An 11,508-nucleotide genomic window follows, 5' to 3' on the forward strand; every position below is an offset into this window, starting at 1 on the left:
GGCCTGGGCCATGATGGCCAAGGGCGAGCGCTACAAGCAACCCGTCGCGCTGGCGGCGTAAACGAGATCGCGCCGGTCAATCGGCGTGAGGTGAAGGTTGGGAGGGCGAACAGCACGTAATGCAGAGCCGGTCGATCCGGCGATCAGGACAACCCACTTGTGCCATCGCATCGTCGAATGCGTGTTGTTGACCGGGACCTGATCCGCGGAGGGCATTATGGCCAGCGGTCATGTGAACCGCATCTACAGGCCGAACACATGGCAGCACCGACCAAGCCTGCGACGTGAAGATTTCTCTTGCCAACTCGGAGCCGTCCACACATGGCACCTTTGAGACATGCCGACGCACGCTGAGAATGTCTGTTTATCGGGGTAGAGCGGAAGTGATTGGCGCGCGGTCAAATCGACGCTTTTGACCCTGAGCAGTCATTCGCCGCAAACGCAAACCACAAGTGAATCGCGGGCCTCAAGAGGGAGTCTCACTGGATGACTTGACCGGCTCGCTTGACCGATACCGGTTCATACGAGACATCACGCGCGCGCTGCGTTTTCGCCGTCTGAACATGTCACGGCGCCGCCGCAGATTCTTCAGCGGCTTATGCTCACCCGTCACCCTGCGTCGCAAAGCCGCAATGACAATCACAGATCGATTGCTGCGCTCGGGCGTTGAGACTAGCGGGCGACCAAAGAGCTAGCAGGTAGCGACGATCATGCTTGCACTCGGCTATCGCTTTACAGCAATTCTTCTTAGCGTTTCGACGGTTGCGGCGAGCGTGGGCTCGTCTGCCCAGGAGCTAAAAAGGCCTGGACCGCCTGCGGCCGCGGCCCGACCCGCGGCACCGCCTCCTGCCATGGCGCGTCCTGCGCCGCCTCCTGCCATGGCGCGTCCTGCGCCGCCTCCTGCCATGGCGCGTCCTGCGCCGCCTCCTGCCATGGCGCGTCCTGCGCCGCCTCCCGCGATGGCGCGTCCAGCGCCGCCCCCCGCGATGGCTCGTCCGGCGCCGCCTCCCGCGATGGCGCGTCCCGCACCGCCTCCCGCGATGGCGCGTCCAGCGCCGCCGCCCGCAATGGCGCGGCCCGCGGCTCCGCCGCCGCAACAGCCGGCCGCGGCGCCGCGTCCGACGCCGCAGATCGCCGCACCGCCGGGCCCGGCCACACCGCCCGTTGCAGCCCCACGACCCGACCGTGGTCCGACTCCGCCGCCGCAGCAGCCGGCCGCAGCGCCGCGTCCGCCGCCGCAAATCGCCGCACCGCCAAGCCCGAGCCCACCGCCCGCTGTGAGTCCGAGCCCGTCCGCACCGCCCGCTGCAAGCGGGCGCCCACCGCAACAGGAGCGGATCGAACAGCGCGTGAAACAGCCTGAGCAGCGCATCCAGCAGCTGAAGCAAACCACGGAGGAGCGGCAGCGCAATACCCTCCCGCCCCAGAGCGTGCAGCGCCAGGAGCGCATTGATCGGATGCAGCAGCGCGTGCAGCAGCTGCAGGCGCAGCAGCCGCAAGGTTCGCAGGCGCAACGCGAGCGGCAACAGTTGCTGCAAACAGAACAGCGCCTGCTTCAGCGCGAGCAGCGCGTGCAGCAACGTGATGTGGCGCGCGAGGCGCGCATTGATCGGCTACAGCAGCGCGTGCAGCAGCTGCAGGCGCAGCAGTCGCAAGGTCCGCAGGCGCAACGTGCGCAGCAACGGTTGCTGCAGACAGAACAGCGCCTGCTCGAGCGCGAGCGGCGCGTGCAGCAGCTCCAGCAAATCGCCGAGCAACGGCAGCGCGAGATGCTCCCGCGCCAGAGCGTGCAGCACCAGGAGCGCATCGATCGGCTGCAGCAGCGCGTGCAGCAGCTGCAGTCGCAACAGCCGGAAGGCCTGCGCGCGCAACGCGCGCAGCAGCGGTTGCTGCAGGCACAACAACGCCTGCTGCAGCGCGAGCAACTGGTGCAGCAGCGCGTTCTGGCTCGTCAGGAGCTCTTGGGAATACAGCCGTCGGCTGCGCGCCCCGCCGTCGCTGCCGCGGCGCAGGCGGCCGCACGCGGACGATTTGCTGAGCGCTTCCGCAGCAATGCCGATCCGCTGATCCTTGCGGCACGGGAGGGCCGGCACCACGGCTGGGCTCATCGCCACGCCTGGAAGCGCGGCCTGCGCGCGGCGTTTGTACCGTGGCTTGGCCCCGTCTTCTGGCCTTATGCCTATTCCGACATTTTCAATTACACGTTCTGGCCCTACGCGTACGACCGCGGCTACTGGGCCTACGCTTACGACGACTTGGTCGAGACCGTGTTCTGGGGCGCGGAGAGTCCATATTATTCCTCCTACGCCAGAGGAGGCGCGACTGAGTACCTGGAGCCCGGCGGCGTAACCACCGGTTCTCGCGTGCGCGAACGTCTGGGCGTGAGCCCACGGGCCCTCCGGCAGCTGTGCGAAGATCCGGAAAAGGGCGTCACCGCCTGGCCGTTTGCTTCGATCGTGCAGGCTGTACAACCGACGCCCGAGCAGAGCGCATTGCTCGACGAGATGAGGAGCGCGGCCGCAAAGGCTGCCGATGTGTTCAAGGAATCTTGCAGCGACTCGTACGCGATGACGCCGCCGGGTCGACTGCGGGCGATGACGAATCGCATCAGCGCTACGCTCGAGGCCGTGCGGATCGTGCGGCCGGCGCTGGAGAAATTCTATAACTCGCTCAGCGACGAGCAACAGGCACGCTTCAACGCGCTCGGCCCCAATATCGGTGAGCGTTCGCAACAGCAGCCGCAGCAGGAGGCGAGCGCGCAGCCCGATACCTGCGGCGATCCGAAGTCCAGCCTGACCAACCTGCCGATCGAACGGATCGAGACCGTGATACGCCCGGCGGGCACGCAAAAGGAAGCGCTCGACCGCCTGAGCGAGGCGACGGCGAAGGCTGTTCAAGGGCTGCAAGCTGCCTGCCCGGACGACGTGCCGCTCACGCCGGTGGGACGGCTGGAGGCGATGGAGAAGCGGCTCGAGGCCATGCTGCAGGCCGCCAAGCTGGTGCAGCCGGCGTTGGACGAGTTCTATGCCACGTTGAGCAGCGAGCAGAAGGCCCGCTTCAATACGCTGGGACAGTTCGCGGGCCCCTGATCGCAACGTCACCCGAAATGCAAATGGGGGTCGTGGGCCGCGCCCTTTGTTTTTGTTCGAGAGCAGTCTGCTCAATTCCGTCTGTCGATCTGTTCTCCCGTGGCGTTGTTGGCGGACTTCATTCCGAATTGATGGCGCTGCCGATCATCAATTGAGTTGGTCGGGACGTCTGAATTTGGCACGTTTGAGACATGCCGACGAACGCTGAGAATATCTGTTTATCGGGGTAGACCGGAAGTCATCGGCGCACCCTCAGAATGACGCGATTGACCCTAAACGGCTTGGCGCGTTTCTGTAACGACGCACCCTTCCCTGGGCTGGCGTCCGGCCGCGAAAAGATGAAACTGTCCGTTCGAGTCACGGCTCTCAGCCTGGCTGCGGTCGTCCCCGCCAACCACGACAACGAGATGCGCGACCATGGATTGCTGACGTCGTGAAACTGAAGAGTATCGGGCAGCCGCCAACTGAAGCGGCCTCCGCAAGCCTCAGGCCGTTAGGTCGGTGATCCGCATAAAGACCGTCATACCCCGCGCAAGCGGGTATCCAGTACGCCGCGGCTTTTCAGTTCCATCACTGTCGTTTCGGATTACTGAATCGCCCGCTTTCGCGGGCGAGGACGGCCGGGGGTATGGGCTACAGCGTCTTGAGAGCGGGCAACCGCCATCTGTGGTGCGTATCGCCCGCAGTGACGCCGTTGTAATCGGCCTCAAGCCAATGCTACTGCTTTCGCTCTGGCTAGAAGGGGGAATGCTACATGCCGGCAAGACTCTCGGGCAAGGTCGCGATCGTTACGGGCGCCGGACGCGGCATCGGGAGCGCCATTGCACGTGCGCTCGGTCGCCAAGGTGCGTCAGTCGTCGTGAACTACGCCCGCAACCACGCCACTGCAAAGGAGACGGTCGCCGCTATCGAGGCCGAGGGCAGCCGCGCCCTGGCCGTGCAGGCGTTGCTGGACGGTGAGGCACCGGTGCGCGCGCTGTTCGACGCAACCTTCGCCGCATTCGGACGCGTGGACATCCTCGTCAACAACGCGGCCGTTGCGCGTTTCGCGCCGATCAGCTCGGTGACAGAGGTCGAGTTTGAAAAAACCATCGCCGTGAATGTCAAGGCCGCGTTCTTTGCCTTTCAGCAGGCCGCGTCGCGAATGGCCGACGGCGGTCGGATTGTGAGTATTTCCGCGGCAATGACCGCGGTGGGTTACGAAAATACGGTGCTCTATGCCGGTACAAAAGGTGCGCTGGAGCAATTCGGCCAAACGGCCGCAAAGGAGCTGGGCAAGCGCGGCATCGTGGTCAACACCGTTTGCCCCGGCGCGACAGAGACCGAGCTTTACCTTGGGCTGAGCACCGAAGCCGGGCGTGCGGCGGCCGCGCAGCGCTCCCCTCTCGGCCGGATCGCTAAGCCGGACGACATCGCCGATGTGGTCGCCTTTCTCTGTGGGCCAGAGGCGCGCTGGCTCTCCGGCGAGAGGCTTCGAGCAAATGGCGCCGCGTTGTTCTGATCGGCCTTCAGGATTGGCAGCGACTATCAGCCTAAGCCAGCGGCGGTTGGCTCAGCCTTTTGGCCCTGAGGAAGGGTGCTGACGCCCTCGATCGCCGCCCGCAGCTTGCGGCTGCCTTGGCTGCAGCCAGGAAGGCAAAGTGCAGCATCGTCGTCTCGAAGCTGGACCGGCTTTCCCGTGACGTTGCGTTTGTCTCGGGCTTAATGGCTCAAAGGGTGCCGTTCATTGTTGCCGAACTCGGTCGCGATGCAGATCCGTTCATGCTGCACCTGTACGCGGCGCTGGCAGAAAAAGAACGGCGACTGATATCGGAGCGAACAACAGCGGCGCTGCAGGCGAAGAAGGCGAGCGGCGCAAAGCTGGGCAACCCGACAAACCTTTGTGTTGCGGACTCAATCGGCCGCATCGCACAGGGGCAAGTAGCGGATGAATTTGCCGCAAAGCTGATGCCCTTGGTCCAGGCGATCCGGAATGCCGGCGCGCTCTCGCTGGCTTCCATTGCACAAGAGCTAAATCGGCGAAGCATTCGATCTGCGCGCGGCAGCACTTGGCACAGGTCTTCGGTAAGAAATTTGCTCCAACGTACGCAATTGCGGGACTGACTCGCCCTTTTATAGGCGGGAATTTTGGCGTCGCCTTGCGACGCTACTTGCGATGTCCGCTGGCAAGGGAAGGGGGAAGTCGAACGGGTGGGGGCCTCTTTCTTTACGCCAACTCATTGATGAGTTCGTGCCGCGGAGCGAACTAGACGATCTTTATCTTGTTCGCCCCTACTACATCGTGCCCGACGGCAAGGTCGGCCACGACGCCTTCGCGGTCATTCGCGACTCCCTGGTGTGATGCCGTCCGCGGCAGCGGGTTCGTCGCCCAGCCTGCACGCGCAAAACAACGCCCGCCGGAGGTGCCGACGGGCAGTCTGGTTGCATCTGTTGACCTGTGCTAATTATGCGGCGAGTTCCTCGGCACGCGCTGCGAACTGCTCAACGCGGGGCCGTGCTCCCCTTGATATGGCTTGGTCCAGCACACCGTTATAACAGGCCAGCCGACGGTCATCACCAAACCGATGGCATAGAGCGCCATGGGCTGAGCCCCCAATGCCTGGCAAATCGCCGACGCCTGGCCAACAAGGCCCCTCAGGCGAGACGCAAGAAGACCATAAACTACAGGCGGCTATTCTTGCTGCTCTGCGGAAGCGCAACGGTAGGATGGCGAGGGAGCACCCGCGCGGTGGAGCTTGGTGGGACTGGACGAAACCGCCAGTTACGTGCGCTGACTTGCGTTTCGGCAAGTTCTATTTTGCTTGATGGTTTTAAAAAAAGCCGATTATCGCCGGAGGTGCCAAGGTGCGGTCCCTGCGCAGTGAATATAGAAAAAATGTTGTAACGTTCTGTCCGAAGGAGCGGTCTACGGACGGTGCCCGGCTAACGACAGAAGAAACTATCGAATTCGAGGCGCTCGACGCGCTACCCCCTTTTGACGACAGCGGCAATATCGCGTGGGTGTTCGAGGGCGAACCGACCACTCGCCGTGAAAAACGTTGGCTCGAACTTTACGTCAAAAAGAAATCTTGAGCGCCTGGATGTTTGTCATATAGAAGCCCAAGGCCGCCTGCGCACTCTCTCGCAGGTTGATTGTGGGTTAGCTGTCCGGAACTTTTCCTAGAATGTAGAATTGTCAACGTTCCTTCGCGCGAAACCAAGGAGCGTAGCAATGGCAACCCAAATCGTTATGGATTACAACGGCGATACCCGGCACACTTTCGACGCGAACGACGCGAAGGCCCTTTTGAAAGCAGAGCAACGTTTCAAAGAACTAACGGGCGCTGGCTTTATAGCGGCAACTCGTACCCCTTCTGGAGAGCCAATTGTGAGACACACGTTTGATCCAACCGCAGAAGAGACCCTGTTTTTCCCCCGGCTAGTCGGCGGCTAAACTGGGTTCATGTTCGAAACATTGTTGCACAGCGCTACCGGTCAGCTTCGACGGCTCCTAGCGGACGCCTCACGCCGGAGGCAAGCCATTCGGCGTTGGAATCGGGAGTTAGGATCGAATGAAGCCGAAGTGCGCGGTTTCAGACTTTTGAGGGAATGGCTATCGCCGGAGCAACTAGCGCAGTATGACGCTCATAACTATTTCGACGTCACTGGCTGCCACAGCGGAAGGCGATACCGGATACGCCACGGAACGGCGACGAACATCTATGAGCTAGACAACTTCGGTCGGCCGCGAACTGGCTGGTGTTTTGTACCGAGAGATCGTCTCGTCCCGGGCGACGTCATGCTGGCACAAAAGATTGCCTTGGAAACCGATGAGTCGGCCGCGTTGAGGGTAGCGAAAAGTTTTCCGCCGACTTGGTTGGGATAGTGACGACTTGGTTGGAATGGCGACAAGGGTTTGACGGGAGTCCGTGCAATGACCTCTCGCGCGGCATTTCCCAGGCTTCCAAAATCTCAATCTCGCTGTCATCGTGCACATGTTCGAGGACCGCCGTAAATCGCGAAGGCCGAACTACTGAGTACAACCGGGCATTTCATCAAGTGATTGGCCTCGGTTTCGGCGATGTCGTCGGCATCGATGCCGGTATAGGCGGGATGTCACCTCGTCGAGGCAGCCGCATCAGATCACGCCCTCTTGCTGGGGGATTGCAGAGGCTGATCGACTTCGACAGCCTTGATGCTGATCGGGGCGCCATCGGGGCGAAAGCGATGTAATTGCACGAGCGGCCAGCGGCGTCAGTCGCCCGGATGACGACTGGAAAGGTTCATATCGTCGTGTTCAAGAGTTTCGGACGCGCTTTTTCTGAAGTTGCGATGCGTGCGACTTTGGCGTGGCCGCCACGGTGACGGTGTCGTGGTTGTCCCTAGTCGTTTCCACGGGTATTGCCTCGGTCAAAGATTAAGAGCACGCGGCTCATAGACTCGCATTTTCTTCCGACCTGATCAGCAATCCTGAAACTGCCGAAGGAGGGTTCACACATACCCCGGCATGGCTGTGGTTCATCGGAGTCGGCGTACTCGGATCGATCTTAGCCTATGGCGTCTCACGGAGCCGCGGGCGCACCCGTGCGGAAGAGAACATGACGCAAGAGGCCACAAAGGACCTGTATCGGCGCGAAGAAAAGGATCGAGAGCGGAAGGACCTGCCGTAAAAACCAATGTGGCCTTTTGAATCGCTGTTCCGTTGCGCGGGTGTCAGCATGGCGTTCCAGCGTAAAAAACCGGCGGCCATAGGCGTTAAAGCGATCTACCCCGGATTCGTAGAACCCGGGCTGGCGTCATCGGTCCACAAGGTGCCATCCGGCGAGCGCTGGTTCATGAAGTGAAGTTCGACGGCTACGGCGTCCAGGTCCAGATCAGAGAAGGTCTTCATGCTTCTCATTTTCCCCGCGTTCTCGGGACGCGCCACGTTATGGGCGAGTGACCGCAGTTAGCCCACTAACGGCATGTGCAATGGCGGCACCATCGGCATAGGTCACCATGTGCCCAGCACCCTCAACGAGGTGCAGGACGGAAGCGGGCAGCGCCCGGTGTAGATAACGCGCCTGTTCGGGCTCGATTATTTGGTCCCCTGCGCCGTGGAAGATGTGGACTGGACATTGAATGCTTGGATAGTGAGATTGGAATTTCGCGGCCGTCGGAATGAGGAAGGCGCTTTCCTCCGCAGCCGCCCTCAACTGTTTGGGCCGGAGCGTTAGCGAAGCTGGAAATCGGGTCTTGAAGTCGCGCGGGACAGAGCGGGGTGCGAAGAGCTTGCGAAATGCCATCGGTAGAATGGCCCATGAGAGGATCGGGCCGATTGTATAACGAACCAGATCGCCCAATACTGGTATCGCTGGACCTGACATCATCCACACGTCCCAACGCCAGGTCGGGAAGTAGTAACCGGATGCAAGCACGAGGCCACGGATCGGATAGTCATTTCGCACGCCGAGGGCGATGGCGACCAGCGTACCCCATGAATGGCCCAGCACGACAGGATTGCGCACGCCGAGTTGATTAAGAGCCTTCACGAACAGAGCCGCTTGGGCCGTCGCGGTCCAAATACGCGAGCGGGGGCGTTGGCTGTAGCCGAAGCCTGGCCTGTCAAAGCAGAGAACACGATTGCGGCGGGCAAGAAGGTCAACAAGCCCGCTGATCATGAAATCTTGGATCATCGAGCCGTTGCCATGGAACAGCACTACGCAGGGAGCCGCGGGATCACCACGGTCGAGATAGTGGAGTCGCACGCCCTCGCACTCGGTAAAGGTACCAATAGGTGGGTTATTCCGTTCCGCCAGGACTGAGAATACAATGTTCCCGATCGCCAGAAGAATGAGAGCGACCACAACAATGACGGAGACGGTTTCAGCAGTAGACATTCGCTAGGCCTCACGACGCGGGCTCAATCAAACGCACGACGCGGGCTCAATCAAACTCACGAGCCGGATTGCCGCCTGTCAGCGAGCCAGTCTGCGGAATAACCAGAACTTGGAGCCGTTGTTCCTGCACAGGATCGAGGACTCCGAAAGCTCGGCAACACCGACCGCCGGGCAAGGACCTGATATATGCCGGCGAGTCGATCATGGTTTTGACAGCGCATCCGCGAAAGACCTACAGGCGCGACTAAAACCGCTGATCCGCAAAACGGAGCCCTCGCTCCTTCCGACCGAACGGGCTGAGCATGTGGTGCCATTGCAGCAATTGATGCAGGACGATGCCATCGAGGAAGCCACCCAACCCGAGGCCGAAAAGGATGCCGGCGGCTATGGGGAACTTGCGCTGAGGAAATTGGTTGAGCGACAGGTCGCCCTCCCGCAATTCTGAATGATCACTAGCCAAGAGTGCCAGCTCCTAGAAGGCTTGGAACCGCCGTTCGGGTTCACCCAAACTAAGGGGCTCGGTTGCGAATTGCGCGCCTGTCGGTCGCCTCTACCTGGCTGGCCTCCCTCCGAGCCGAGCAGCTTTGACCTCTCTGACGTCGCGAAATAATTTTCCCAGTTGCCGGGCTTTCATTGAACGGCGAGCTTGGGACGGCCAAGAACTGTTGAGGCCCGAACCGCGGAAACCCCTTTTTCAACGAGGGCGAGGAGAATACTAATCTGTTCGGGAATCCAACTGCGACTTGCGTCATGCGAGCCCGTTTCCTTTGTGATTTTGTCGTTTGACCAGCCCAACTACCTCCGTCTTCGCAAACCTTAGGGCGGCGTCGCTTTCTCCGTCTGTCTGCTGCCCGACAGAAACTTGTTCTCAAGCGGTTGAACCTGAACGATGCTGTTGGCTATCGCAGATCTGTATGCCCCAATGAATAGAGCGCGGTCGATCAAATGCAGCTAACGTTTTGAACATTTCCGATCCGACGGCGCAGCTCGTCGGCAATATCTTCAACGACCTTGGTCCAATCGCCGCCCGTCTGCTGGTGAAAGAGTTTCATTGTCGGATACCAGATCGAACGCCGTCCGGTCGTGGGCCATCGCCAGTCGCAATCAGCGTGGAGCATTGTCCATACGGGAGCGCCAAGAGCTCCGGCCAGATGCGCCACCATGGTGTCGACCGTGAGGACGAGATCAAGGCTCAAGATCGTTGTCGCCAACGTTTCCAGATCGGGCACGGCGATATCGTCGGCCGGTATTCGAGCTGCCATGGCGCGGCCGGGACCCTGCTGCAGCGAAAACAGCCGCACGCCGGGTACTGCATGGAGTGAGCGGAGCATTTGCGGCGGCACGCAGCGGCGGCGATCCCAATTGCCGACCTCCCATAACAGTCCGATCGAGATTGACGATTGCGCCGAAGCTGGCTTCCGTTGTCCGGATACATCCCGCGGGAAATAGGGCACCGTGCTCGAGACAAGCTCTCGCGAGACTCTCAGTGCGTGGGCAAGCTCCATCACCTCGATGTCGACGTCATAGTCAAAATCCGGTGTCCCATCGTGAAGGGGAAAGACTTGGTCGATGCCGTCAACCTTGCGTAGTAGCGCTACCAGGTCAGGCTGAGCCCAGACGAGGACCTCCCGAGCAATCTGGTGCAGAGGCCGGGCAAATCGAATGAACTGGATGGTATCCCCCAGCCCGTGGTAGCAGCGAACCAGCACGCGCTTGTCGCTGAGGTCCTCGCCTCGCCAGATCCGTTGGAAATGACGCTCGCCTGTATGTTTGATCGCACCGGATTCGCAATGCTCTCGCAAACTCCGATCGCTAAGTTCCCATGCGCGCTCAAGATCGGCGCTTCGTTGCGCGTCGATCCAGTCGTGGTGCAGGGTTAAGTTCAAGCGGCCTCCGCTCCTCCTGGGAAGCTCCTAGCGTCCGGACGTTTCGCTCGAACTCAGCAACTTCGCGGTATCAAGATGCTTCTGCAAGACGTCGATCTGGCCCTTGGCGTAGTCGCCGGCGGCGTCTGCCTTCTTGGCTGCCTTGTTGTATTCGGCGATATCCTTCTGGTGGTCCGCGACCATGTGCCTGGCAAAATGCCGATCGAACTTCGCGCCGGACATTTTTGACATCTTCTCGTAATCAGCCTTCTGCTTTGCATTTGGTCCATCCGGCGGCGTCACGCCGATCTCCTGTGCGGCATCGATGGCTTTTTGGTTTGCGGCCGAATGATCGTCGGAGAGCATCTTGCCGAACTTCTTCAGGTCATCGTTCTGACCTTTCTGTTGTGCGAGCTGTCCCATCTGAACCTCAGCGTAATTGCCTTGAAGGGCTTTCTTCAGGAAGGCTTGGCTGGGCTTCTCCGCTGCATTGGCTACAGGGGCAGCAAATATCACGAGGACCGCGAGCGAGGCGAGTTTCATTGGGAGCTCCTTTGTCTGGTCTGCCGGTCAGCAGTAGTGTCCGTTCAACATTGTTGTGTGGACGAGGTTCCAGTTTCGCAAGACGGTAACGAGCGGGAGCGCTCAAGCGGCTGTTAGAGCTCTCTTGAGCGATTCCAATGGTTCTGTTCCTGT

Annotated in this window: 9 protein-coding genes and 3 pseudogenes; 8 read left to right on the forward strand and 4 right to left on the reverse strand. The window is 60.8% G+C overall.

Features of this window, described 5'->3' with window-relative positions; all coding sequences use genetic code 11:
* Positions 1 to 1,349 precede the first annotated feature (1,349 nt).
* From N554_RS0126725 to N554_RS42345, 8 genes and pseudogenes are all read left to right on the forward strand, one after another.
* Positions 1,350 to 3,089 (forward strand): Spy/CpxP family protein refolding chaperone, encoded by a 1,740-nt coding sequence (locus tag N554_RS0126725; protein ID WP_245283717.1) that lies wholly within the window; start codon positions 1,350 to 1,352, stop codon positions 3,087 to 3,089.
* Between the two features lie 754 nt (positions 3,090 to 3,843).
* Positions 3,844 to 4,590, forward strand: coding sequence for an SDR family oxidoreductase (locus N554_RS0126730; protein ID WP_029586305.1), 747 nt, complete (start codon positions 3,844 to 3,846; stop codon positions 4,588 to 4,590).
* 59 nt (positions 4,591 to 4,649) lie between these two features.
* The gene (locus N554_RS0126735) at positions 4,650 to 5,192 is read left to right on the forward strand and encodes a recombinase family protein (RefSeq protein WP_036054211.1); all 543 of its coding nucleotides are present in this window, start codon (positions 4,650 to 4,652) and stop codon (positions 5,190 to 5,192) included.
* A 115-nt stretch (positions 5,193 to 5,307) separates the two neighbouring features.
* Positions 5,308 to 5,424 (forward strand): annotated as a pseudogene (locus N554_RS43175) (Ku protein); the annotation flags it as partial.
* A gap of 509 nt (positions 5,425 to 5,933) precedes the next feature.
* On the forward strand, positions 5,934 to 6,161 hold the full coding sequence (locus N554_RS40350; protein ID WP_156042121.1) for a hypothetical protein: 228 nt from the start codon (positions 5,934 to 5,936) through the stop codon (positions 6,159 to 6,161).
* Positions 6,162 to 6,300: 139 nt separating this feature from the next.
* Positions 6,301 to 6,522, forward strand: coding sequence for a hypothetical protein (locus N554_RS0126745; RefSeq protein ID WP_029586308.1), 222 nt, complete (start codon positions 6,301 to 6,303; stop codon positions 6,520 to 6,522).
* 9 nt (positions 6,523 to 6,531) lie between these two features.
* On the forward strand, positions 6,532 to 6,954 hold the full coding sequence (locus tag N554_RS42340; RefSeq protein WP_371259526.1) for a hypothetical protein: 423 nt from the start codon (positions 6,532 to 6,534) through the stop codon (positions 6,952 to 6,954).
* An 832-nt stretch (positions 6,955 to 7,786) separates the two neighbouring features.
* Positions 7,787 to 7,944 (forward strand): annotated as a pseudogene (locus N554_RS42345) (DNA ligase); the annotation flags it as partial.
* 52 nt (positions 7,945 to 7,996) lie between these two features.
* Here N554_RS42345 and N554_RS0126760 read toward each other — a convergent pair.
* The 4 genes and pseudogenes from N554_RS0126760 to N554_RS0126780 form a co-directional block, all read right to left on the reverse strand.
* Positions 7,997 to 8,947: an alpha/beta fold hydrolase gene (locus tag N554_RS0126760; RefSeq protein WP_029586309.1), complete on the reverse strand. Its 951-nt coding sequence runs from the start codon at positions 8,945 to 8,947 to the stop codon at positions 7,997 to 7,999.
* Positions 8,948 to 9,242: 295 nt separating this feature from the next.
* A pseudogene (locus N554_RS38860) lies at positions 9,243 to 9,371 on the reverse strand (DUF2243 domain-containing protein); the annotation flags it as partial.
* Between the two features lie 517 nt (positions 9,372 to 9,888).
* Entirely contained in the window at positions 9,889 to 10,833 is a 945-nt protein-coding gene (locus N554_RS0126775; RefSeq protein ID WP_245283719.1) for a glycosyltransferase family protein, read from the reverse strand.
* 27 nt (positions 10,834 to 10,860) lie between these two features.
* Positions 10,861 to 11,355: a DUF4142 domain-containing protein gene (locus N554_RS0126780; RefSeq protein ID WP_036054219.1), complete on the reverse strand. Its 495-nt coding sequence runs from the start codon at positions 11,353 to 11,355 to the stop codon at positions 10,861 to 10,863.
* Between the last annotated feature and the right edge of the window lie 153 nt (positions 11,356 to 11,508).

Origin of the sequence: Bradyrhizobium sp. URHD0069 (genome assembly GCF_000701345.1) — a bacterium.
Taxonomy (GTDB): domain Bacteria; phylum Pseudomonadota; class Alphaproteobacteria; order Rhizobiales; family Xanthobacteraceae; genus Bradyrhizobium.

Coding starts and splice junctions, on each gene's coding strand:
- N554_RS0126730 (WP_029586305.1), top strand. CDS start 3,844: ATGCCGGCAAGACTCTCGGGCAAGGTCGCGATCGTTACGGGCGCCGGA.
- N554_RS0126745 (WP_029586308.1), top strand. CDS start 6,301: ATGGCAACCCAAATCGTTATGGATTACAACGGCGATACCCGGCACACT.
- N554_RS42340 (WP_371259526.1), top strand. CDS start 6,532: ATGTTCGAAACATTGTTGCACAGCGCTACCGGTCAGCTTCGACGGCTC.
- N554_RS0126760 (WP_029586309.1), bottom strand. CDS start 8,947: ATGTCTACTGCTGAAACCGTCTCCGTCATTGTTGTGGTCGCTCTCATT.
- N554_RS0126780 (WP_036054219.1), bottom strand. CDS start 11,355: ATGAAACTCGCCTCGCTCGCGGTCCTCGTGATATTTGCTGCCCCTGTA.